This is a genomic window from Amycolatopsis sp. NPDC049253, assembly GCF_040678995.1.
Classification (GTDB): domain Bacteria; phylum Actinomycetota; class Actinomycetes; order Mycobacteriales; family Pseudonocardiaceae; genus Amycolatopsis.
In genome coordinates this window covers 253,296-275,640 of sequence record NZ_JBFAQX010000007.1, presented here as the reverse complement: position 1 = coordinate 275,640, position 22,345 = coordinate 253,296, and the positions used below count along the sequence as shown (strand labels likewise).

The window sequence follows — 22,345 nt, the reverse complement described above, 5'->3', positions numbered from 1 at the left end:
TGACTTGGGGCGTGAGGTGGCTTATGGTGCCCCGGTGGTGGTGTTCGACGACGGTGTCCGGGGGACGCATCCGGAAGATTTTCAGCTGCTTCACAACGGGCATCTGCATCTGTTCCGGCACGCGTGGGCGTTGTCTCGCCTCGTGACTGATCTTGCCGGGCTGGGGTACGAGGTCGTCGAGGTGGATGCGGCGTCGTGCGATGGTGCGGACGCCTTGCGCGACGCGGTGATCGCAGCGATCGCTGATTGGCCGAGTGACTACGGACGCGACAGCTGGCCGGGTTTCAACGACGGGTTGATGGACTACCTGCTCACTGCGGAGCGTCCGCTCTTGGTCCTGACTCTGAAGGGTCTCGACCAGGTCCGGAGCAAGGACGAGGCCTCTGTGCTGGCCCTGCTGGAAGTCTTGGCGTCGATCGCCCGATGGCATCTGCTGTTCGGTCGGCGGCTGATCTGCCTCATCGGAACCGATGACATCGAGTTCGACGTCGGTGCGCTGGGCGGCGAGCACCCCTTCTGGAGCCGACACGAGTTTCTGTTCGCTCATCGCACAGGCGAACGCCTGCCGCCTTGGATCGCGTCCTGATCTCACCGAAGTGGCTGTGTGATACGGGCATTCCGTTCGACTTATTCGGGCGTGGCTGGGCTTGGGGGTGTCGCGGGTCGTGAAGTCTCTCAGGCGCCGCCGTGACGGTGGATGAGGTTGGCTGCGTAGGCGCACTCGGCGACCGAGTGACCAGGCCAGACCCGACCGCCTGGTCTCACTTCTAGTCTCAGTTCAGGTACGTTCGCCACAGGTCGTGTGGGATCGCTGAAGCTGGCTGAACAGGCAAAAGAAGCATACTGAACCGGTCCGAACGACTGGGAATGGAACTCGAAATCGTGTGACGGTTAATCCCGTCCGTGGGTTCAAATCCCACCGCCACCGCTCGCGAGTGGGCGAGGCACATCGACGGAAAGCGTCGATGTGCCTCGCTCGCTGTGTTTTCTGGGGGTGCAACCCCAGGCCCCGTCCGGGGGCGGTGCCCCCGGACCCCCGGTGGTGGTTACCTGCCGAGGATGGGTCGCTGGGGCGGATGGGTGTCTTTGAAAGACGAATCCGGTGGTTGCGTTCGGGTGGGCTGTCGGCAGTGCAGCCGGTCTCGGGGTGTTCGTTGCCGGGGCACGGGTCCGTCGGAACCCGTGAGCGTTGGTCGAACCGGTCAACGACGAGCAACCTCAGTCGAACGGCAGGACCGGCGTGCCGAAGGGCTCCAGGAACGAGATGGTCTCCATGATCGTCGAGACGCCCGTTTCGACGGCACGCACCACGGCGGCGCACGCCTCGATCACCGGTTGCACCGCTTCCGTCGAGCGGTCGCCCGCCAGTACCGCGACCGCGGACGCCGAGGCTGACCCGGCGACGCAAGTGACCTGAGCGGCCGTCTCCGCCGCGAGCCGGTCCAGCAGATCCGCCAAGTCCAGGCCGACGGCGGCAGTGCGGGCGGCGGCTTCGGCGGCCTGCCGGTAGTGCACGTCGAGCTCGTCGGCGCGGGTGCGGAAGAGGGCGGCGGGCTCGCCGCCCCAGCGGCGTTCCGCGCGGTGGGCGCCGCTTTCGAACGCCAGCCTCGCGGTGACCAGGACGTCGCGGCCGGCCGACAGGGTGCGGGCCGACTCGCGGATGGCGGGCGGCGAGCAGTCGATCTGCTGCAGCGCGGCCACGGGGTCCGGGGCGCCGAGGCGCGCGCCGGCCTTCCGCAGCGGCTCGAGGGTCGCGGCGGCCTTCTCCAGCGCCGGGTGGAGGAAGGGCATCAGGTGAACAACGCCGTCGCCACCGCGGGGCGGATCTTCTCCGCGTGCCCGCCCGCCGCCATGCGCAGGCGCCCGGCGAGGTCGGACGTCGCGTCGCCCAGGACGCGGGCGTCGACATCGCGTGCGGCCAGCGCGGCCTCCCAGCGCGCGGCCAGCTCGCGCGCGGGCGCGGAGATGCCGAACGGCGTCGACTCCAGGCGCGCCTCGGCGAAGCGGCCGGCCGCCTGGTCGGCGTCGGCCGCGGCCTTGTCCAGCGCGTCGGCTGCGGCACGCAGCCGCTCGCTCGTCGAGCTCGCCATGGGACCTCCCCTGCCCGGAACAAACCAGTTCAAGGTGGCCAGGCCCCTACCTCGTCACCCTGTAGGGGGAGATCTAACCTCATCACGTCCTGTGTGGTCACTCGGCCGGGCGTAGGACAGTTCCACATCGTGAAGAGCCTTGACCCACCGCGGCAGCGCTGACGACCATCGCGCCCATGCCAGCCACCCGCCCGCGCAGCCGACCCGGCCGCCCGGCCGGCGCAGGCACAGCCGCGCTCCGGTCGACGCGGCAAGTCACCCCGATCGGCCGAACTCCGCTCAACCAAGCCGATTCGCCCACCCGGAGGGCTTGATGTCGATCGATCTGCTGCGCTCGTCGGCCACCCCCGCCGACGGCATCCTCGAAGGCCCGCGCGTGCTGCGCCGGCTGCCCGAAGGGGCCGAAGAACGCCCCTACGAGCTGTTCACCCTCCGTCCCCTCGGTCGGGTGATCGGGGCCGAAATCGAGGGTGTCGACCTCGGAGCGTCATTGGCCCCCGGGGTTCGCGAAGAGCTGAACCGCGCGTTGCTGGAGTGGAAGGTGCTGTTCTTCCGCGAACAGAAAATGACGTCGGAACAACAGCGCGTGTTCGCTTCCCACTGGGGAGCGTTGGAAACCAACCCCTTCATCCCGCAAGGCGACAACCGCGAGGTCGTCCGCTTCACGCGCAGCGCCGGCATGCCGGGCTACGAGAACATCTGGCACACCGACGTCACCTGGCGCCCCGCACCCGCGCTCGGCTCCGTCCTGCGGCTGGTCGAGGTCCCGCCGGTGGGCGGCGACACGATGTGGGCCGACATGGCCGCGGCCTACGACAACCTGCCCGCCGACGTGCGCGAACGCATCGACGGCCTCACCGCGGTCCACGACTTCGTGCCCGGCTTCGAGCGCTTCACCGACCCGGACCTGCTGGCCGCCCACCAGGACCGCTTCCCGCCCGTCGAGCACCCGATCGTCCGCGTCCACCCCGAGACCGGCCGGCGGACGCTGTTCGTGAACCAGGCCTTCACCACCCACGTCGTGGGCCTCGACAAACCCGAGAGCGACCGCCTGCTCCGCTACCTCTTCCTCCAGGCCCACACGCCCGAGTACCAGGTGCGCTTCCGCTGGACCCGCGACGCCGTGGCGTTCTGGGACAACCGCGCCACCCAGCACTACGCCGTGAACGATTACCACCCCCACAACCGGGTAGCCGAACGCGTCGCCATCGTGGGCGACCGGCCGTTCGGGCCTAACCTGGTCGTATGAGCGAACCCAAGGCCGTGGTCACCGCGTTCCTGCAGGCTCTCGAGGACATGGACGTCGAGCGGGCGCTAAGCCACGTCGCTGTCGACATCACCTACCAGAACGTGCCGCTTCCGGCCGCCCGCGGGCTCACGGCGGTGGAGAAGCAGCTGCGCATGCTGACCCGGTTCGGTACCGGGTTCGAAGCGCGCACACACCACATCGCCGCCGACGGCAACGTCGTGCTCACCGAACGCACCGACGTGCTGCGCCGCGGCTCGTTCGCGGCCGAGTTCTGGGTGTGCGGCACCTTCGAGGTCGAGAACGGCCGGATCGTGCTGTGGCGCGACTACTTCGACTGGACGACGTTCCTCGCCGCCAGCGCGAAGGGCGCCGGACGCGCGGCGCTGTCCGGCGCCAAGACGCTCATCGGCAAGTACCGCTCGTGAGTGGTGCGGCAGCCGAGCCGCTGAACCGCACCACTCACGAACCCCCGGGGCAAACTCGTCGGGACGCCGCGGTCGCGGGAGAAGCGGAAGATCCCGCGTCCGCGGCGTACCCCAGCGGGGCGCGAAACCGCGCAAGCCGAACACGATCAACCCCCATGTGATCGTGTCGCCTCCCCCCGCGGTGTGCGACCCGTGAGCTCCCGGAAAGTGGTCTGGGCCACTTTCTCGTGGGCTCGCGAGTAAAGGTACCTCCGCCGCAAACCGACCGCGCCAAAGCTTGACCTGCATTTAAGGCAGATGGGCCGTCCGGGTGACGAGCTGCGGAAACGCCCTCAGCGCTTCGGCGCGAGAAACCCTTCGACGGTGCCGATCCCGGCACCCACGGCCACCTTGGTCGCCCGCCGCGCCGACAGTTCGGCCACGTGCCGCAGCACCTGCGCCGCGGCTTCGCCGGCCAGCGGCACGCACTCGTTGTCCTCGCCGCGGCGCACCGGAATGAGCTCGAGCCGCGGCCGGTCGCCGAGCAGGCACCCGGCGAGCAGCCCGTCGACGTGGCGGCCGCGCATGGCCGGCCAGTCGAACACGAGGTTGCCGAGGCTGTAGAGGATCGGGCGGCCGCGGTAGACCTCCACGGCCTGGATGCTGTGCGGCCCGTGGCCCACGACGAGGTCGGCGCCCGCGTCGATGATCGCGTGGGCGTAGGCGATCTGGTACTCGGTGAGCTCCTCGCCCGGCAGTCCCCAGTGCATCGACACGATCACGTGGTCGGCCGTCGCGCGGGCGCGGTGGACGTCGGCGACCAGGCGTTCCAGGTCCGCCGGCACCGGGGTGGTGTGGACGATCGGCGGCCGGCCCGGCACGTCGAGCACCCGCGGATCCGGCTGGTAGGAGGTGTACGCGCCGGCGACCGCGACGCCCGCCGAATCGGCCTTCGCCTCTTGGCCGACCGGCCAGCACAGCGACGTGAACGCGAGGAAGGCGACGCGGCGGTCGGCCCGCTCGATCACGGCCGGCGTGTGCGCGGCGGTGAGGTTCGGACCGCCGCCGCAGTACGCGATCCCGGCCTTCTCCAGCACCGCCAGGCTCGCGAGCATGGCCGGCGGCGGGTACGTCACGTTGTTGGCAACCGACACCACGTCGATGCCGGCGGCGGTGAGCGCCTCGACCATTTCGGGTGCGGAATGGCGCCAATTCGGCTTGTGCGGGATGTCCAGACCGCCGTGGTCACCCATCGACCCCGACAGCGGGCCCTCGAGGTTGACGAAACGCAGGTCGGCTCCGCTCAACAACGGAGTCAGCGCCCGGAATGCCGTTTTCGGCTCGGTCCGTCCTTGCACGTTGACGTCTCCGCCGAGTACGAGAGAGATCACTGTGTCAACCCGTCCCTCGGAGGTAATTCCGCAAACTCGTTACGAATCGTTGCCTCTTAGTCTTCCTACCCTTCGCTTGTTCGGGGGACGATGCGTCGACCGTTCATGCAAAGGGGACTCAGGGTGACCATATCCGGTCGAAGAAAGAGCGTGCTGACCGCCGCTGCCGTCGCGGGCTTGGTGGTGAGCGGAGCTCCCGCCGCACTCGCCGCACCCAGCGCGGACGCGGTCATCGCCGAGGTCTACGGCGGCGGTGGCAACGCCGGCGCCACGCTCACCAACGACTTCGTGGAGCTCGCGAACCGCGGCGGCGCGCCGCTCGTGCTCGACGGCTTCAGCGTGCAGTACCTGCCGGCCACGGCCAGCGCGTCGAGCACGTGGCAGGTCACGAAGCTCGCCGGTTCGGTCGCCGCGGGCGGCCGCTACCTCGTCCAGGAGTCGAAGGGCACCGGCGGCACCGTCGCGCTGCCCACCCCGGACGCGACCGGCACCATCTCGATGTCCGGGACCGCGGGCACGATCGCGCTCGTCAGCGGTTCCACCGCGCTGACCTGCAAAACCGCCGCCGACTGCGCCGCCGACCCGCAGGTCAAGGACCTCGTCGGCTTCGGTGACGCCGTGGTCCGCGAGGGCACGCCGACCGCCGCGCTGTCGAACACGACCTCGGCCGCGCGCGCCGCGTCGCTGGCCGACACGGACGACAACAGCGCTGACTTCACCGTCGGCGACCCGACGCCCACCAACTCCAAGGGCGACACGGCCGGAGGTGGCGACACCGGTCCGGTCGACCCGGGCACCCCCGCGAAGATCCACGACATCCAGGGCGCCACGCGGATCTCGCCGTTCAAGGACAAGAAGGTCAGCGACGTCACGGGCATCGTCACGGCCGTGCGCACCTTCGGTTCGTCGCGCGGCTTCTGGCTCACCGACCCGAACCCCGACAGCGACCCGCGCACCAGTGAGGGCCTGTTCGTGTTCACCGGTTCGACCACGCCCGCCGTGGCCGTCGGCGACGCGGTGACCGCGGCCGGCACAGTGAAGGAGTTCTACCCGGACGCCCCGGCGACGTCGAACTACCAGTCGCTCACCGAGCTGTCCAGTGCACAGTGGACGGTCGGCCCGCACGGGAACCCGTTGCCCGCGCCCACTAAGATCACGCCCGACCAGGTCCCGGACGTGCTGGCCCCCAACGCCGGTGGCAACATCGAGGCGCTGCCGCTGGAGCCGGCGAAGTACGCGCTGGACTTCTGGGAGTCACACGAGAGCGAGATCGTCAGCATCTCCGACGCTCGTGTGGTCGGCCCGAGCAACGACTTCGACGAGCTCTACGTGACCACGAAGCCGCAGCAGAACCCGACGCCGCGCGGCGGCACCGTCTACCTCGGCTACGACAAGATCAACACCGGGGTGCTGAAGGTCCAGTCGATCATCCCGTTCGACCAGCAGGCGTTCCCGAAGGTCAACACCGGTGACGTGCTGACCGGGACCACCTCCGGTCCGGTGGAGTACAGCAGCTTCGGCGGCTACACGCTCTTCGCGTCGCAGCTCGGCGCGGCGAAGGACAACCACCTGCAGAAGGAGGTCACGGCGCGCCAGCGTCCGGGCCAGCTCGCGGTGGCGACGTACAACGTCGAGAACCTCGCGCCGTCCGACCCGGACACGAAGTTCGCGCAGCTCGCGCACGGCATCGTCGACAACCTGGCCGCGCCGGACGTCGTGAACCTGGAGGAGATCCAGGACAACGACGGCGCCACCGACGACGGTGTGGTCACTGCCGACGTGACGCTCAAGAAGTTCACCGACGCGATCGTCGCGGCGGGCGGCCCGCACTACCAGTGGCGCGAGATCGACCCGACCAACGACGAGGACGGTGGCGAGCCGGGCGGCAACATCCGCGTGGGCTTCCTGTTCAACCCGGCGCGAGTGTCCTTCGTGGACCGTCCGGGCGGCAGCGCGACCTCCTCGGTGGGCGTTGTGAAGGACCACGGCAAGGTGCACCTGACGCAGTCCCCAGGCCGCGTCGACCCGACGAACGACGCGTGGACCGACAGCCGCAAGCCGCTGGCCGGCGAGTTCGTCTTCCAGGGCCGCACGGTGTTCGTGATCGCCAACCACTTCAACTCCAAGGGCGGCGACCAGCCGACGCACGGCCGGTTCCAGCCGCCGGTGCGCAGTTCCGAGGTACAGCGCCAGAAGCAGGCGACTGTGCTGAAGGGCTTCGTCTCGCAGCTGCTGGCAGCCGACCGCAACGCCAACGTGGTGGTGGCCGGTGACCTGAACGACTACCAGTTCTCGCCGGCCCTGGCGCAGCTGACGTCGGGCGGGCTGAAGGACCTCATCGCGACGCTGCCCGCCGCCGAGCGGTACAGCTACGTGTTCGAGGGCCAGTCGCAGGTGCTGGACCACATCCTGGCCGCGCCGGCTCTTCGCGGCGTGGACTACGACGTGGTCCACATCAACGCCGAGTTCGCCGACCAGGCCAGTGATCACGATCCGCAGATCGTGCGGTTCCGGCCGTCGACGGGGAACAAGCTGGAGGACGTGGCTTACGACCTGCTGGACTACCTGGACCAGCTGCTGGGGCGGACTGCTCCGCGCAAGTAGTTCTTGATCGGCACCGAAGGCCACCGTTCTCCGTGAATGGTGGCCTTCGGTGTGTCCGGGGTCGCTAAGATCGGCCTCTCGCAAGTGAAGGGGGCGGCGTGGCAGACGAGGGTGAAGCCAAGAAAACCGGCTGGGGCACGCTGGGGCACCAGTGGATCACCGCGATCGCCGCGCTGGTAACGGCGTTGACCGGGGCTGGGTTTTTCGTCGGGCGGGCCAGCGCGCCGAACGCCACGCCGTCCCCCTCTCCTGTCACCACGACCGTCACAGTGACTGCGATGGGCTCTGGCGACGGCCGCCCGGCCGCGCCGGTGACCACCGCGAAACAGAGTACTTCTGATCCGAGCGTCTATTACGCAGGCGCGGTCACGTTCGGCGACATCAACCTCGACCTCAACCCACCGGCGTCCGCCGGAGAGAGCGACATCTTGGCAGCCGGCGACTACCTCCAGGCTACCGGCGGCAACCTCATGCGTGTCTGGGCCGACAGCGGAAACCCGGGCCGAGACGATTGCACAACGCTCGCCCAGTCCGCGAGTGACATCAACGTGTTTTCGCTCCATGCGGGCAGCATCGTCTGCGGTCTGACGGCCAAGAACCGCCCATTCCGGATAAATGTAAAGGTCGTTACTGCCCGAGGAATCGTCTCCGACGTGGTGGTCTGGAACAAGTAGCCGTTCGGCGAGCAACCCGTAGCCGAAAGGCGTACGTGGTGATCAGTCCGCTGGGTGTTGTCCCGGCGGCCGTGTGATTCGTACGTTCGGACCAACCGATGAGGAGGTCCGAATGCGCAGGATGGTGACCGTGGGCGCGGCAGTTCTGGTGGCCGGCACGGTGGTGGCGGCGCCCGCCATGGCGGTGTCCGGTGGTGAGCCCGCGGCGAGCGGCGCGGCGCCGTGGATGGCGACGGTCGTGTTCAAGGGTGACGAGCCCCTGGTGCAGCGGGAAAGTTGCGGCGGGGCGTTGATCGCGCCGGATCGGGTGGCGACGGCGGCGCACTGCCTCGATCATGTGGACCCCACGCACTTCGAAGTGCACCTCGGGGCCGGGACGCTGTCGACGGATCCCGGGCGGATCGTGCCGATCGAGGGGTGGTCGGTCAACCCGGGGTTCCGGCTGATCCCGTCGCCGCAGGCGCCGGAGGACTACTCGAAGGCCGGCGCCGCCGATGACGTCGCGGTGATCAAGCTGGCGCGCCCGGTGTTCGACATCCCGACGTTGCCGGCGGCCACCCGGGCGCCGAAGCCGGGATCCACTGTGGACGTGTACGGGCACGGGCTCACCAAAACACCGGACCCGAAGGACCCGCTGCCCGCGCTCGGTGACCAGCTCGCGCACGCGCAGCTCACGGTGATCGACGACCAGGCGTGCGCGCAGTCGTTCGGGAGCCAGGACGTGATCGACGGCCCGTCCGTGCTGTGTACACAGGCCGCGGCCACGGTCTGTTCCGGCGACAGCGGCGGGCCGCTGGTTCAGGACGGTCGGCTCGTCGGCGTCGTCAGCTTCGCCGGCGAGGTCGCCGGCAAGCAGTGTGGTGAGCCGACCGCCAACGGGTTCGCCGACGCGGCCGCGTTGCGTTCCTTCCTGACGCAGCCGAGGCCGCCGCTGGCGCCGATGACCCGGCACGACCCCACGATCACCGGCACCAAAGCCGCCGGCAACACGCTCACCTGTAACGCTCCGAAGTGGACGGAAGGAAAGCCGGCCGAGGTGGACTACGCCTGGTACTTCAACCGGATCGACCCGTCCAACGGCTTCGAGTTCTACGTCCCGGTCGAAGGCGCCACGAACCCGCAGCTCAAGATCACCCCGGACCTGGCGGCCCACAAGCTGAACTGCGGCGTCACGGCCAGCACCGCGGGCGGCACCGTCGTGCTCTACACCGACGTCATCTGAGAAATCAGCGTTTCGCTCGCCACCCCAGCGCCAGCACCGCCTGCACCAGCTCCTGGTACGACGGCTTCACTTCCTCGAGGTACCGGTCCAGGTACTGCGGCCGCGCCGTCGACACCGGCTGCGGATCGTCGGCCGGCTCGAGGAAGTTGAGCCGGGCGACGTTGTGCAGGGCCATCTTCCACCAGCGGGAAGCGCGTTCCGCCGCCTTCTCCTCGCGTTCCTTCGCGGCGGAGACGGCGGCCTGCGCGTCGGCGAGCTGGTGGTCGATCTCGTCGGCGCGGGCGAGCTCCCAGGCCCGCAGGTTGTCGGCGGAGCCGCGGGCCAGGCCGACGATCTCCTTGTAGCGCATGGCCGCGCTCGCGTCGTCCGTCATCACACGTCTCCGGAGGTTTCGGGGCGCTGGAAGGGGATGATCACTTCGGGGGCGCCGTGCGTGGTGCGGTCGAAGAACAACGCGCGGCCCTGGCGCGGTGACCAGTGCACGACCTGGCCGGCGGCGAACGGGGAGAGCTCGTTGCCCTGCACGTCGAGCGCCGCCCACGTGCCGATGTCGTCGGTGCCGCCGAAGCCGAGCGTGTCCTTGAGGCGCGAGATGCTGCGCCACCAGCCGATGGTGTGCACGCCGTGGCCCGGGCCGGTCTTGAGTACCGTGCGCAGGTGGTCGAGGCCGCTCTTGAGCTGGCCGGGCGCCTTCGCCTCCAGCGCGGGGAGCGCGGCGTCCACTCCGTACAGCAGCAGGATCCGCGAGGGACCGCCGAGCTCCCCTTCGACGATCGAGGTCAGCAAGGCCGTCAGGTCGTCGATCAGGTCCGCGATGTGCCCCTCGGCGCGCAGCCGGTCCGTGAGCTCCAGCACGGCCGGCGCGCACGCCTCGATCGGGCAGTGCAGGACGAACTCGACCTCGCCGAGGTCGTACTGCCGCGCCAGCGACCGCGCCGCCGAGTCCATGATGGACAGTGCCTCGGCCGAGGCGCCGCCCAGCACCGCGACGTTGCGGCCCGGCGCCCGGGGCAGCTCCACGCCCTGCGCGGCCTCCGTCACGTCGATCGACTGGCCCAGCAGTGCGCGCGGGCGCGAGGTCGGCTTGAGCTCCGTGTACGCCGGGAACTGTTCCAGTACCGGTGAATGCGCGCCGTCGAACAGCCGGGGGCGCGGGAAGCGTCCGGAGTAGAGCTCCCACAGCTTGTGCTGCAGGTCGACGAACACGTTGCGGCTGCTCGCGTCCGGGATGTGCGCGAGCAGGTTTCCGTGCGCCACGCCGGAATCGTGGTTGATCACCGCGTGCCACTTCGGCGCGGACACGGCCGCGTTGTTCGTCTCCGCCAGCACGCGCCGCGCCTTCGGCATGGCGATGCGCAGGGTGCACTGCTCGAACACCGCCGGCTTGCCCCAGAACGCCTCGATGCCGGCGACGTCCTGGCTCGCCAGCACGAGGTGGATGCCTTGCGAACGCCCGCGCCGCGCGATGTCCTCCAGCAGCTGCGTGGCCGTGGCGGTGACCTGGTCGCGGCCGGCGAACAGGTACTGGAACTCGTCGATCACGGCGACGATCCGCGGCCAGTGCCCACCCGGGTCCTGCTCGCGCAGGTCGGCGAGGTTCGTGACCTCGTGTTCCTTGGCGGCAGCCGAACGCCGGCGCAGCTCATCGGCGAGGAACCGCAGCAGCGCCAGGCCGAACTCGCGGTCGGTGTTCACGTTGACACCCACGAGCTTCGCGTGCGGCAGCCAGCTCGCGTCCTTGCGCCCGGGTGCCAGACCGGCGAACGAGACGCCTTCCTTGAAGTCCAGGAGGTACAGCGCCAGCTCGTCCGGTGTGTACCGCGCCGCGAGGCTGCCCAGCAGCGCGTAGAGGAAGTTCGTCTTCCCGGAACCGCTCGGGCCGCCGATGAGCGCGTGGGGGCTCGCGTCGCCGATCACGACCTCGACGGCCTCGCCCTCGTAGAACCCGACGGGTGCGCGCAGCTCCCGCGCCGAGCTCTCCTGGCCGAACTCCGTCGGCAGCAGGTCGGCGAAGGACCGCGGCCCGCCTTGCTTGGCGATCAACGCGTCCGCGATCCGCCCGGCCGCCCGGATCACCTGGCCCGACGGCAGCGGCGGATCGAGGTCGACGACGAGGTCGGTGCCGGTCATGCTGCTGATCGCGCGCCGCTCGTCGAGCAGGCTCAGCGATTCGACCGACGCGCTCACGGCCGTGGGCACGTCGATGAGGATCAGGCAGATCCCGGCGGCGAGCGCGCCGCTGGCCACGCGCTTGAGGTCGCGCGCGAGCTCGGGTTCCAGTGTTTCGCCGTTGCCGTAGAGCACGGCGATCCGGTACGGCTCGACCCGTTGGTTGCTGGCGCGCCGCAGCTCCCGCAACGACGTGTGCCCGGCCTGCATGCCGGTGGCGTGGATGCGGCGGATGTGGCCGGCCAGCTCGTCGAGCAGGTCTTCCAGCCGCGTCGGGTCGTAGAGCGACAGCGCGCTGGTGCGGCTGATCGGGTACAGGTCGGGCAGGATCGCGGTGAGCTGCCCGATGTCCCACAGGTGGATCTTCACGGCGCCGGGCTCGAACGTCGAGAGCACCCGCATCAGCAGGTTCTGCACGATCCCGTCGATCACCGGACGCGTTTTGGGCGCCGAGGTGATCTGCAGGTGCGACTCGTCGAGCAGGGGCACGGCGACGTCGAACGTCCGCGAGATGTCGCGGCCGGCCGCCGTCGCCGAGCCCACTCGCCACAACCCCGGCGCGGTGATGCCGGGGTTGGTCCCCACCCGGCCGAGCCATTCGCTCGGCGGCCGCCCCGCGGGACCCGGCGCGTTGGCCGCCACCAGGTCCCGCAGAGCGCCCGGGCCCGAGCTCCAGTCGGTGTAAAACGCGTTGCGCACGCCGCCGAGCGAAGCGAAAACCTCGTGCGCGGCCGGGTGCCGCGCCCACTCCGTCTGCTGCTCGGCGTCGGCGTGGTTCATGCCGACGCGCACGATTTCCTGTTCGAGAGCGAGCCGCGCCACGTCGGCCTCCGCGGCTTCGCGGGCGCCGGCGGCGGCACCGAGCACGAGCCCGATCTGGTGCCGGACCCGGTCCAGCGCCGTCTGAACGCGGTTGCGCTGCTCGGCGGATTTACTGGCCATCGGTGCTGCTCATGAGGCGGTCGTCCCTACAGGCGTGACTGATATCCGCTCACCAGGTCGTCGGCGGCGGCTAGGCGGGTGAGGAGATGGTCGAGTCCCTCGTCGGCCTGGTCCAGTTGCGTCGGCAGCCAAGGATCGGCTTTCGCCTGTGCGTCGACGAGCGCTCTGCGAGCGTCCCCGAGCAGGGACTTGGCCCGCTCGGCGTGGGCGCGCCCGTCGGTGAGTCCCGTCATCGCGGCGGTGAGCAACTGGTGGATCTCGGCGAGTCCCGACATGCGGTTACAACCGGGCCGAGTAGGAGTCGGCGGACGAAATGCTGGCCTGGATGGTGCTTTGCATCCCGGTGATTCCGTTCAGCGCTTCGGCCAGCAGGCCGTGGGCCTGGTTGACCTCGTGCTGACTGCTGCCCTGCGTCGCCTGGGAAAGCGACAACTGGGCTTCTTCGAGAGATTGCGCTGCCTGCTGCAGGGCGGCGATGCTCGCGGACGCCTTCTCGTTCGCGAGCGCGATGCCAGCGCGGATCTCTTCCACTCCGGGCATGGGGGCGGACTCCTCGGTGCGTCGGGGCTGGAACGACCACGTACAAACTTAGCGTGATCAGGTGTCTTCGGTAAGTGAGGAACTGGGGGAGAATCGACAAGGCCCCGGACGTGGGTGACGTCCGGGGCCTCGCGGGCAGCGGTCGGTAACGGGACCCCCGAACCGTGTTCCAGCCATGGTGACCTGCGGTTCTCGAGGCTCGCGCGCGAGTGGCCGCGCCCAGGTCAGGCCGGTATTCGTGACACCGATGAACCTCTCCGAACTTCTACGATCGAGTCTGCGGAGGAGACTAGCGGGTGGGATCGGGGTGGGTTTCGGAGGTCCTCGGCTAGCCCCTGGCCTGCGCGGGTGTCGATCAGCAACGCTTCGGCAACGGCCTCCGCACGGCCGCGCATGGGGAGAAATCGGTTATATGAAAGGAAATTCGCGTTTCCGGAAGTGGTGCCTCGCTCGGCTCACTTCGTGGACCGAGCGCGTTTGGCGAGCAACCGTGGCCGCGTAAACAGCGCGGCGCGTCGGACCTGTGAACGACAAAACGCCGGGCGGCTCGTGAAAGCTGCCCGGCGCTTCGCCTGTTGGTGCGGCGGAGGATACAGGATTCGAACCTGCGAGGGCGTGAACCCAACACGCTTTCCAAGTCTGCACACGCCCGTGCACGGGGGTTCTCGGGCCACAAAGTGCCTGGTCAGGCCCACCCCACCTGTGAGTGAACGCCGGTGCCCGGGGATGAATGAGCCTAGAAGTGAGACTAGGCGCGGTCCTCACCGATGCCACCCGATCGGGTAGTTCCAGACGCGGCCGCGAGGTCGTGGCTGTGCAACCTCGCTTGCCGGCCGCTCAGCGGCCCTGTGACTGCCGAGACTGTCGGCAGTGGGTGTCAGACTCAAGGCGTGGGTAGCACGACACGAGGGGGCAGCGTGGCCGCAGGGCAACTCAGGCCAGGTGGGATCTACACCCGCGAGGACGTCCGGGCGGTGCTCGGAGGCTCCACCCAAGGGGGCATCGTCCCCTCGACCAGCTCGAACACCATCCTGATCTACTCGGACGACGCGGCCGGGAAGCGCTTCGGCTACGTCGACGGCTGGCTAGCCGAAGAAGACTCCCGCGGGCCGATTTTCGAGTACACCGGCGCCGGCAACATCGGTGACCAGAGCTTCGGTGGCCGTATGGGCGCGATGAACAAGGCGGTTCTCGAACACGTCAAAGCGGGCCGCACCTTGCACGTCTTTAAGGCCGTCGACAAGCTGCCAGACTCGGACACCAAGATCCATCGTTACGTCGGAGCGATGCGCCTCGACGACGACCAGCCCTACTACGTCCGCCAGTCCCGCGACCAGGCTGACAACCAGCGCAAGGTCATCGTCTTCCGCATGCGCGCCGCGGACGGCCGGGCACCCGCTCCTGGCGACAAGATCCCGCCGGCTCCGACGACCAAGGCCGAGCTCGTGCCGGCCGACGTGACCACCAGCTCCGTGATCCCGCCGGAGCAATCCAGGACGAAATCGAGCAAGCGCACATGGTCGGGCGGCACCGTTGCCGAACGTCGCGAAGCTGAGCTCACCGACCACTACGAGGCTTTCCTGCGGCGCCAAGGTCACGCCGTCGCGCGATTCCAGATCAAGATCAAGGGCACCACGTCGACCCTGCTCACCGACATCTACGACCAGAACGCGCAGGTCCTCTACGAGGCCAAGGGCAGCGCGTCCCGCAAGGCTGTGCGCGAAGCAATCGGTCAGCTTTTCGACTACCGCCGTCACGTGACGCCGCCAAACCCTACGACCGCCATCCTGCTTCCCTCCAGGCCACACGACGACCTCCAGGACCTCCTCGCCAGCGCCGGCGTCGCCCTCGTCTACCGCGATGGCACCGACTACGTCGGCTACCCCGTCCCCTCGCCGGCTCGGCCGCTGTGAATCGGTGCACAGCGTGCACCTGACTTACCCTCACACGATTTCGAGTTCCATTCCCGGTCGTTCAAGGTGGGTCAACGGGCTCGTTTGGCCTGCTCATAGGGCATCGATGACCTGATGTGAACAGGCACGAACGCACCTGAACTGGGACTAGAACTGAGACCAGCCGCCTACCTCTGCGGCGCGCGTAATTGACCGATCACGCGGTCGCCGGCTGCGTCCAGGAGGCCGATGTTTCGCCAAATCCCTCCCGAGCTCACCGCGCGGCCATCAAACGAAGCTTCGTCGAGACGGTTGCAGCCGAAGTCATCCCGGCGAGGACTAACCCGAAGAAGCGGGCCGTGACCTATTGGCTGGCGAGCCCCACTCAGAAGGCAAGGCCGTTTAGTTGCGCAGAGACAAGCCGTTGCGTGCTGGATCACATGCCGTAACAGTCTGCACCAAGTTAGCGACTTGGACCGCAGACATCGAGAAGAGTGAGGCATGGCTGTGAACAAGACCGCGATCTGGGTCACTTCCATCTTGACGTTCGCAGGGCTACTGATTACCGGCATACTCTCCCTTCCGGCAATCCTTAACGCGGCGAGCCACGCCCCGCAGGCAGCAGCACCACCTACTCAGCAGTCGGGTGGTGGCGCTGTCAGCCTTAACCCGGAGATCTGCGGCAATGAAGAAACGGCATTCGTCACTACTGTGATGCAGCAATGCAAGATGGTGTGCCCAGTCGTCAATAGTGCCGACTATCAGCCGAACAAAGTTTGCTCCTACATGTGGACTCATGCAGGGAACGCAGTGACTCTGACCTATCCAGACGGGAACACAATCACCTTGATTGAGACACCTAACCGCTAACATCGATACGCGAGGCTTGTGCGGCGGGTCAGAGGTTGTTCGAGCAACACAACAACTAAGTTGGCTGCCCAGTGTCGCGCGGAATGGATGATCTGTATGCCGCTGGGTCACATGGCTGAACCCGCGGGCTTAGCCGGCGGCGAAGAAGTCGAGGTACGCCTGGCCCAGGGCGGCGGGGTTCTCCCACGCGATGTTGTGGCCGGACGCGGGGATGACGACGCCCCGGACGTCGCGGGCCACTTGCGCGAGCTGTTTGGCTATTGCGTCCCCGAGATAGGCCTCGGCGCCGACGGCCAGGACCGGGCAGCTGATCGGGTCAGCGTAGTGCGGGCGATTCTGTTCGGCGTCGGCCTGGCGGGCACGGTACATCTCCAAGATGGCGCTGGTGCCGCCCGGCTGTTCGGCCGAGTGCACTATTTCGTCGATGTCCTGCTCCGCCAGCGCGCTGGGGTCCCACATGTGGCGTCGGGCGTACCAGGTCCAGAATGCGCGTTCCCGCCCGGCCAGCAACAGCTCGGGCACGTGCGGCAGGCTGAAGAAGCTGAAGTGCCAGCCGGTGCGGACGTCGTCGGCGGCGAGCGAGGGGTCGGGTCCGCCGCCCGGCAATCCCGGGCCGGCCGGCAATCCCGGCAGGAGCGTTTCCTGGAACACCAGCTGCCGCACCCGGGGCCGGTGGAAGGCGGCGACGGCGTAGGCGATGGCCGCGCCCCAGTCCTCTCCGGCGACGCGGAACTGGTCGAATCCCAGGTGGGTGGCCAGTTCGGCGACGTCAGCGGCCATCGTGGCGGTGTCGTAGCCGGTCCTGGGGCGCTGGGAGCCGCCGGCGCCTCGGTTGTCGACCGCGATGACGGTGTAATGCGGGGTCAGCAGCGGCACGAGGTGGCGCCAGTACGACATGGTCTTCGGCACGCCGTGCAGCAAGAACACCGGCTCGCCGGCGCCGCCGATGGCGTAGTGGATCTCCACGCCGTTGACCTTGGGCTTGCCGTGTGTGAGCCGGACTCCGGCGTGGTCGGTGAGGTTCATCTTGGCGAACTCCTTTAGCTTCGGGCGGGTAGGCGCCGACTGGGTGGTGGATCTTCCAGAGCGGCCGCGGCGACGGTTGGGTCGGCGTCCACGCTCGGCATGGAAGTTTCGCTTCATATAACCGCGTCTCCGTGGCCGCCGATGTCGCCTGCGGCGCACCTGTCACAGATGGAGTGCATCTGACGATCAGATGGTCGCGCCATGAGCGCGTCGGCAACCGCCCCTTCCGAGCTGGCGGGGCTGGGGTGGATTACCGGTGCCGGTTAGCTGCCCGCGGTGTGGATGCGCAGCAGCTGATCGGCGAACCGCTGTGCTGCCGGACTGGTCTCGCCCACCGAGGGCAGGATCAGGTAGATGTGCCTTTCCGGGTGCATGTCCTCGACCGCGATGAGCCGCAGAACGCTGTCTGGCGCGGTCAACACCGGGTACTGCAGACCGGCTGGAGCGAAGCCGATACCGACGCCTGCGCTGACCAGCTCGAGGAACAGTTCCCAGTCGCCGACCTCACAGACGATCCGGCGCGCTATTCCTTCACCGGCGAACGCGGCGTCACTCAACAGGCGACCTGTCCACCCTGTGGGTACTTCGACGAACCGTTCGTTGGCGAGTTGTCTGATGGTGACCTCGGCCTGCTGTGCCAGGCGGTGATCAGCACGGCAGACGAGGTGCAGTGGTTCTCGCGCCAGGCGAGTCATCCGGAGGCCCGGGACCTGGTTGACCGCGGGTCCGATCACGCAATCCAGTTCTCCCGCCTCGACCATCGAGATCATCGTCAACGCGGGCGCGTACTGCAGGCGTAGGTCGATGCCGGGATGTTCGCGGGTGAACTCGCCGAGATAGGAGATGAACGGCACCAGATGCTGAGTGGAGTGCGAGATGCCGAGGCGCAGTGTGCCGATGAGCACGTCACGGGTGTGGTGTACGGCCTGTTCTGCCTGCGCAGCGCTGGTCAAGGTCCGGCGAGCCGGGCCCACCAAAGCCTCGCCGGCCGCGGTGAGTCGGACGGGTCGGGTTCCGCGGACGTAGAGCGGCGTACCGAGTTCGCGTTCGAGAGCCTGGAGGGAATTCGACAGGCCTGATTGCACGATGAGCTCGCGCTTGGCGGCGCGAGTGATGCTGCGTTCCTCGACCAACGCCAGGAAATGACGTAGCTGTCTGAGTTCCATCGGACACCGCCTCCAGGCCTGAATTGCAGCATATCTGGACAGTGTCATCTGTCAGGCAGATGCAGTGTATCTGTGCGCGCTGCCGCCGGATCGGCATCGAAGTTACGACGGGCGTGGTTGACGCCGACGAACCGCTACGGAACACAGCCACGACAGGAGATTCGCCAATGGCAGACCACTCGATGAATGGCGCCGCGCCGCTACCCGCTGCGCGCGAATCGCGGCGGGCCATGCTTGTCATCTCGCTGATCTGCGCCGCCCAGTTCGTGCTGCAGCTGGACTTCAGCATTGTGAACGTGGCGTTGCCCTCGATCCAGCGGGAGCTGGGCATGCCCGCGGCGGAGTTGCAATGGATCGTCACCGGGTACGCGTTGGCGTTCGGGTCGCTGCTGCTGGCAGGCGGTCGCCTGGCGGACCTGCTCGGCCGGCGGCAGGTGCTGGCCCTCGGCCTGGCGCTGTTCGGGATCGCGTCGCTGGCCTGCGGGCTCGCGCAGTGGCCGATCATGCTGATCATCGCCAGGATCGTGCAGGGCGCGGCCGGGGCGATGGTCTCCCCGGCTGCGCTGTCGCTGCTGACGACGACCAACGCAGAAGGGGCTGCGCGCAACCGGGCGTTGGCGATCTGGCAGGCCACCACCGCCGCGGGCGCGACCGCCGCGGTAGTGGTCGGCGGGCTGCTCACCCAGTACTTCGGCTGGCGGGCGGTGTTCCTGATCAACCCGCCGATCATCGCCCTCATGCTCGCGCTGGTCCCGCGACTGCCGGCCGGGAAACGGTCCGGCGGCGGCAGCGTCGATGTGCGCGGGGCGCTACTGGTGACCACCGGCATCGCGGCGCTGATCTTCGGACTCAGCAGTGGGCAACAGCACGGCTTCACTGCGCCCGTCACCATCATCGCTCTCGTCCTGGCTGTGCTGCTGAGCACGGGCTTCGTGTTCGCCGAAAAGCGGGCGGCGGCCCCGATGCTGCCCTTGTCGATCCTGGCGGAGCCGGCCCGGCGGGCCGCGATCGCGGCGATGCTGCTGATCGGTGCCATCTTGGCCGGCTACGTGTACTTCGCGTCGCTGTATATGCAGAAGGTGCTGGGGTTCAGCCCGGTGGCGACCGGCCTGGCGCTGGGCCCGTCGACCGCGACGGTGGTGCTTGTCTCCACGCTCGGTACCCGCCGGCTGCTGGCCCGGTTTAGCATCAAGGCCGTTCTGCTCGCCGGACTGGCCTGCATCGGCGCCGGGCAGTTGTGGCTCGCGCAGATCACCGCCGGGGCCAGCTACCCGGCGGCGGTGCTGCCGGGGCTGGTGCTGACCGCGGCCGGGGTCGGGCTGGCGCTGCCGACCGCGTCGATCGCGATCACCAGCGGGGTCCGGGCCAGCGACCAGGGACTGGCCGGGGCGCTGTTCACCACCAGTCAGCAGACCGGCGCCGCGGTCGGCCTCGCGATCCTCGCCACCGCGGCCGCGGCGGCCACCGACGGCCACGGCGGCTCCCTGGTGGACGGTTACCGCCTGTCGTTCCTCATCGCGACCGGTCTCGCAGTCCTCGCCGCGATCATCGTCGCGCTCCAGCTCAGCACGAAAAACCCACCGCGTGGAAGCCGCGCACCAGCAGGCTGGCCCCGGCGCACCGCCTTCCGCGCCGCCCGCCCCGCAGCTCGGTAGGAGCTGATAGGTCCTACGGCGGGCCGACCAGAACTGAGACCACACGGCAGAACGCCAGGTGTCCTGTCACGGGCACCCGGCGTTCTGCCTGGTAAGAGCGGTGTCGGTGTGATTTGAACCCACGGACGGGGATTAGCCGTCTAGCGATTTCGAGTTCGATTCCCTGTCGTTCAAGACGGTTCGGCGTGCTCGTTTGACCTACTGTCGGCGGCCCTTGAGTCCCGGCGGAGCTAAGGGGAATCGAACCCCTGACCTTCTCGATGCGAACTATCAGCACGAAAGCCGTTGTCCGTCTTTGCCGAGGTCAGAGGGCCGTCGCTGGTCGATCCTGGTCGCGGAGGGCCAGTGCGGTTGCTGTACTTCACTGCTGTACTGCAGGGCGACAGTCCCCGGCCTCCGGACCAATCTGAAGGGCCGCCAGCCCAGTTACAGCCTTTGACCAACGTAAACACGCGAACTCATGGCGCGCGGGTGTGCTCAACGCTCGGGGAAGCGGGCGGCCGGTCAAGTCTCGAGCCTCCTCCGGGCGCGTTTGTCACCTGATGCCGAGCACGGCGTGGTCATGCCACTCCGCCGGTCTTCACGGAACTAGTGTGAACTGGGTGAACTGAGACCAACTGGCCCAGCAAGGTTGGCATGGTCTCCAGGGCGCCCAGCATGCTCGCGGAGTTGTACGTGGTCACACCTCAGCCAAACGATCGATGCGTCGCCGTGCTCGGCCTCGCGCTACAGCACGAAGCCCTCAGGGAGAGCTACCTCGGTCAGGTCCGCCAGGCTGAGGTTGGCTCCGGTGAGATGCACATCGCGCAAGTCAGCACGGGATAAGTTCGCCTGGATGAGGTTCGTCTGGCTGAGGTTGGCTCCGGTGAGATGCACATCGCGCAAGTCAGCACGGGATAAGTTCGCCTGGGCGAGATTCGCGCCGGCGAGGTTCGCCTCAGCGAGAGTCGCGCCGGCGAGGTTCGCCTCGATCAGCTTCGCGCCGGCGAGGTTCGCCTCGATGAGCCTCGCGCCGGCGAGGTTCGCCTGAGTGAGATCAGCGCCGGCGAGGTTCGCCTCGACGAGCCTCGCGCCGGCGAGGTTCGCCTGGACGAGAGCCGCGCGGGGTAGGTTCGCCTGCCCGAGATTCGCTTTGGTGAGCTTCACCATGAGGCCAATCCCGCCCGTAAAGTTAACTCGGGTGAGGTCTGACTCGAGAAGCCTCGCGTTGATAAGCGTTGCGCCGGTCAGGTCCGCCTTTCGCAGGTCCGCGCCGGAGAGGTCCGCGTGACCGAGGTCAGCGTGTACGAGGTTGCCCTCAATCAGGTTTGCGTCTGTGAGGCACGCACCCTTGAGCTTCGCATGGGCGAGGATCGCGCTAGCGAGGGTCGCGTGGGCGAGGTTCGCCTTGACCAGGTTCGCGCCGGCGAGGTGCGCCTTTCGCAGGTCCGCTCGGGAGAGGTTCGCGTGAGTGAGGATCGCGCCGGTGAAGTTTGCGTCAGCGAGCTTGGCGAAAGCGAAGTTCGCATCGTCGAAGTTCGCGTTGGTGAGATCGGCGCCTGTGAGATCAATCGTGAGACCAGGCCATTCCCGGCGTCCCGGCGTGATGTGGTTGCGGAGGATGCGTTGGGCGGCGAGGCGGACCTGGGTTTCCTGGATCTGATCTTCGTGGCGGGTGTGCTGTTCCGGGGTGGCGTCCTCGGCGAGCACGCCCGGCGCGTTTACGGGCATCCGCAAGTAGCTGCAGATAACGTTAATGATCGTTTCGCGCTGGTCCTCGTTGTTCTGGCCGAGACGATCCAATGCGTAGAGCCCAGCAAGACGGACAGCGGCTTTGGAGGAGCCGAGGAGGTCGGAAGCCTTGGTGTACAGCTCCGTGACGTTCTTCTCCGTGGCATCGCGCTCCTGGTGGGACTGTCGGCGGAGAGACAAGAGCAGGGCGAAGATGCCAGTGGTGCCGGCGGCAATGCCGAGGCCAGTCTTGATCGCGTCGACGCGTGCTGCGCCGCGGTCCGTGGCACTGTCGGCCTCGGTGAGCAGCCACGACGTTGCGCCCCAGGCGACGACGCACACGATCGTGCCGGCGAGCGCAACCACTCGCCAGGTCAACTGTACGGGCGTCGACGGATGGCGCGGCTTGCGGAACCATACGCGACCCGCAGCTACGACGAGAATCACGGCGACCACCACGAAAACCACCTGCGGAGCATGCGCCTTCAGCCAGCTACCGGCCGCCGACCAGTTGATCCAGTCGAACTGCAGACTCGAAGCCACCGCTAGGAGCACCGCAGCCGAACCCAAAAGGATCACCGCTGTGCGAGTCTTCGTCGTTGGCGGCGTCCGAAAAAGTCGATCAAGTATGCGCACCGCAACATGATGCCCGGCTCGGACCGTCCGCGGGCTCCACTCGCCAAAAGGCAGAGAGTCCGGGCGTGGGCCCAGCCAGGACCACGAGTGCCAGGCTTACCTCGC

The 22,345-nt window shown here is 68.1% G+C and carries 19 protein-coding genes; 9 read left to right on the top strand and 10 right to left on the bottom strand.

The annotated features are described in order from the left end of the window. Positions 1-34 precede the first annotated feature (34 nt). Positions 35-586: a hypothetical protein gene (locus AB0K15_RS19080; protein WP_364051661.1), complete on the top strand. Its 552-nt coding sequence runs from the start codon at positions 35-37 to the stop codon at positions 584-586. 632 nt (positions 587-1,218) lie between these two features. On the opposite strand, the gene AB0K15_RS19075 is transcribed toward AB0K15_RS19080, so the two are convergent. Both AB0K15_RS19075 and AB0K15_RS19070 read right to left on the bottom strand, forming a co-directional pair. Beyond that, a complete protein-coding gene (locus tag AB0K15_RS19075) occupies positions 1,219-1,791 on the bottom strand; it encodes a hypothetical protein (protein ID WP_364051658.1) in 573 nt (190 codons plus the stop codon). Continuing rightward, complete coding sequence (locus AB0K15_RS19070) at positions 1,791-2,090, bottom strand: hypothetical protein (protein WP_285971760.1); 300 nt, start codon at positions 2,088-2,090, stop codon at positions 1,791-1,793. The genes AB0K15_RS19075 and AB0K15_RS19070 overlap by 1 nt, the downstream gene beginning before the upstream one ends. A 313-nt stretch (positions 2,091-2,403) precedes the next feature. On the opposite strand from AB0K15_RS19070, the gene AB0K15_RS19065 reads away from it, so the two are divergent. Continuing rightward, positions 2,404-3,339, top strand: coding sequence for a TauD/TfdA family dioxygenase (locus AB0K15_RS19065; protein WP_364051655.1), 936 nt, complete (start codon positions 2,404-2,406; stop codon positions 3,337-3,339). After that, entirely contained in the window at positions 3,336-3,764 is a 429-nt protein-coding gene (locus tag AB0K15_RS19060) for a limonene-1,2-epoxide hydrolase family protein (protein WP_364051652.1), read from the top strand. The genes AB0K15_RS19065 and AB0K15_RS19060 overlap by 4 nt, the downstream gene beginning before the upstream one ends. Before the next feature lie 332 nt (positions 3,765-4,096). Here the strand turns inward: AB0K15_RS19060 and AB0K15_RS19055 are convergent, their stop codons facing one another. Next, complete coding sequence (locus tag AB0K15_RS19055; RefSeq protein WP_364051961.1) at positions 4,097-5,101, bottom strand: CapA family protein; 1,005 nt, start codon at positions 5,099-5,101, stop codon at positions 4,097-4,099. 138 nt (positions 5,102-5,239) lie between these two features. Here AB0K15_RS19055 and AB0K15_RS19050 point away from each other — a divergent pair, with 138 nt between their 5' ends. From AB0K15_RS19050 to AB0K15_RS19040, 3 genes are all read left to right on the top strand, one after another. Then, on the top strand, positions 5,240-7,738 hold the full coding sequence (locus AB0K15_RS19050; RefSeq protein WP_364051649.1) for an endonuclease/exonuclease/phosphatase family protein: 2,499 nt from the start codon (positions 5,240-5,242) through the stop codon (positions 7,736-7,738). Positions 7,739-7,836: 98 nt separating this feature from the next. Then, positions 7,837-8,412, top strand: coding sequence for a hypothetical protein (locus AB0K15_RS19045; protein WP_364051646.1), 576 nt, complete (start codon positions 7,837-7,839; stop codon positions 8,410-8,412). 112 nt (positions 8,413-8,524) lie between these two features. Then, a complete protein-coding gene (locus AB0K15_RS19040; protein WP_364051643.1) occupies positions 8,525-9,634 on the top strand; it encodes a serine protease in 1,110 nt (369 codons plus the stop codon). Positions 9,635-9,638: 4 nt separating this feature from the next. On the opposite strand, the gene AB0K15_RS19035 is transcribed toward AB0K15_RS19040, so the two are convergent. The 4 genes from AB0K15_RS19035 to AB0K15_RS19020 are packed head-to-tail and all read right to left on the bottom strand — an operon-like array spanning position 9,639 to position 13,285. Beyond that, a complete protein-coding gene (locus tag AB0K15_RS19035; RefSeq protein ID WP_364051640.1) occupies positions 9,639-10,007 on the bottom strand; it encodes a hypothetical protein in 369 nt (122 codons plus the stop codon). Further along, positions 10,007-12,745 (bottom strand): FtsK/SpoIIIE domain-containing protein, encoded by a 2,739-nt coding sequence (locus AB0K15_RS19030; protein WP_364051637.1) that lies wholly within the window; start codon positions 12,743-12,745, stop codon positions 10,007-10,009. The genes AB0K15_RS19035 and AB0K15_RS19030 overlap by 1 nt, the downstream gene beginning before the upstream one ends. A gap of 26 nt (positions 12,746-12,771) precedes the next feature. Beyond that, the gene (locus tag AB0K15_RS19025) at positions 12,772-13,020 is read right to left on the bottom strand and encodes a hypothetical protein (protein WP_285971769.1); all 249 of its coding nucleotides are present in this window, start codon (positions 13,018-13,020) and stop codon (positions 12,772-12,774) included. A 4-nt stretch (positions 13,021-13,024) separates the two neighbouring features. Continuing rightward, positions 13,025-13,285, bottom strand: a complete 261-nt coding sequence (locus AB0K15_RS19020; protein ID WP_220244957.1) for a hypothetical protein — start codon at positions 13,283-13,285, stop codon at positions 13,025-13,027. Between the two features lie 917 nt (positions 13,286-14,202). Between AB0K15_RS19020 and AB0K15_RS19015 the strand changes: the two genes are divergently transcribed. After that, on the top strand, positions 14,203-15,198 hold the full coding sequence (locus tag AB0K15_RS19015) for a hypothetical protein (RefSeq protein ID WP_364051633.1): 996 nt from the start codon (positions 14,203-14,205) through the stop codon (positions 15,196-15,198). A 480-nt stretch (positions 15,199-15,678) separates the two neighbouring features. Beyond that, positions 15,679-16,047, top strand: a complete 369-nt coding sequence (locus AB0K15_RS19010; RefSeq protein ID WP_364051630.1) for a hypothetical protein — start codon at positions 15,679-15,681, stop codon at positions 16,045-16,047. Positions 16,048-16,176: 129 nt separating this feature from the next. On the opposite strand, the gene AB0K15_RS19005 is transcribed toward AB0K15_RS19010, so the two are convergent. Then, entirely contained in the window at positions 16,177-17,073 is an 897-nt protein-coding gene (locus AB0K15_RS19005) for an alpha/beta hydrolase (protein WP_364051627.1), read from the bottom strand. A 263-nt stretch (positions 17,074-17,336) separates the two neighbouring features. Further along, positions 17,337-18,239: a LysR family transcriptional regulator gene (locus AB0K15_RS19000; RefSeq protein WP_364051624.1), complete on the bottom strand. Its 903-nt coding sequence runs from the start codon at positions 18,237-18,239 to the stop codon at positions 17,337-17,339. A 167-nt stretch (positions 18,240-18,406) separates the two neighbouring features. Here AB0K15_RS19000 and AB0K15_RS18995 point away from each other — a divergent pair, with 167 nt between their 5' ends. After that, on the top strand, positions 18,407-19,894 hold the full coding sequence (locus AB0K15_RS18995) for an MFS transporter (RefSeq protein ID WP_364051621.1): 1,488 nt from the start codon (positions 18,407-18,409) through the stop codon (positions 19,892-19,894). A gap of 726 nt (positions 19,895-20,620) precedes the next feature. Here the strand turns inward: AB0K15_RS18995 and AB0K15_RS18990 are convergent. After that, a complete protein-coding gene (locus AB0K15_RS18990; RefSeq protein WP_364051618.1) occupies positions 20,621-22,147 on the bottom strand; it encodes a pentapeptide repeat-containing protein in 1,527 nt (508 codons plus the stop codon). Between the last annotated feature and the right edge of the window lie 198 nt (positions 22,148-22,345).

What these genes read in the sequence shown, in the direction of transcription:
- AB0K15_RS19010 (WP_364051630.1), top strand. Translation starts at nt 15,679, where the DNA reads ATGGCTGTGAACAAGACCGCGATCTGGGTCACTTCCATCTTGACGTTC.
- AB0K15_RS19075 (WP_364051658.1), bottom strand. Translation starts at nt 1,791, where the DNA reads ATGCCCTTCCTCCACCCGGCGCTGGAGAAGGCCGCCGCGACCCTCGAG.
- AB0K15_RS19040 (WP_364051643.1), top strand. Translation starts at nt 8,525, where the DNA reads ATGCGCAGGATGGTGACCGTGGGCGCGGCAGTTCTGGTGGCCGGCACG.
- AB0K15_RS19030 (WP_364051637.1), bottom strand. Translation starts at nt 12,745, where the DNA reads ATGGCCAGTAAATCCGCCGAGCAGCGCAACCGCGTTCAGACGGCGCTG.
- AB0K15_RS19005 (WP_364051627.1), bottom strand. Translation starts at nt 17,073, where the DNA reads ATGAACCTCACCGACCACGCCGGAGTCCGGCTCACACACGGCAAGCCC.
- AB0K15_RS19060 (WP_364051652.1), top strand. Translation starts at nt 3,336, where the DNA reads ATGAGCGAACCCAAGGCCGTGGTCACCGCGTTCCTGCAGGCTCTCGAG.
- AB0K15_RS19035 (WP_364051640.1), bottom strand. Translation starts at nt 10,007, where the DNA reads ATGACGGACGACGCGAGCGCGGCCATGCGCTACAAGGAGATCGTCGGC.
- AB0K15_RS19065 (WP_364051655.1), top strand. Translation starts at nt 2,404, where the DNA reads ATGTCGATCGATCTGCTGCGCTCGTCGGCCACCCCCGCCGACGGCATC.
- AB0K15_RS19000 (WP_364051624.1), bottom strand. Translation starts at nt 18,239, where the DNA reads ATGGAACTCAGACAGCTACGTCATTTCCTGGCGTTGGTCGAGGAACGC.
- AB0K15_RS18995 (WP_364051621.1), top strand. Translation starts at nt 18,407, where the DNA reads ATGGCAGACCACTCGATGAATGGCGCCGCGCCGCTACCCGCTGCGCGC.
- AB0K15_RS19025 (WP_285971769.1), bottom strand. Translation starts at nt 13,020, where the DNA reads ATGTCGGGACTCGCCGAGATCCACCAGTTGCTCACCGCCGCGATGACG.
- AB0K15_RS19020 (WP_220244957.1), bottom strand. Translation starts at nt 13,285, where the DNA reads ATGCCCGGAGTGGAAGAGATCCGCGCTGGCATCGCGCTCGCGAACGAG.
- AB0K15_RS19070 (WP_285971760.1), bottom strand. Translation starts at nt 2,090, where the DNA reads ATGGCGAGCTCGACGAGCGAGCGGCTGCGTGCCGCAGCCGACGCGCTG.
- AB0K15_RS19050 (WP_364051649.1), top strand. Translation starts at nt 5,240, where the DNA reads ATGCAAAGGGGACTCAGGGTGACCATATCCGGTCGAAGAAAGAGCGTG.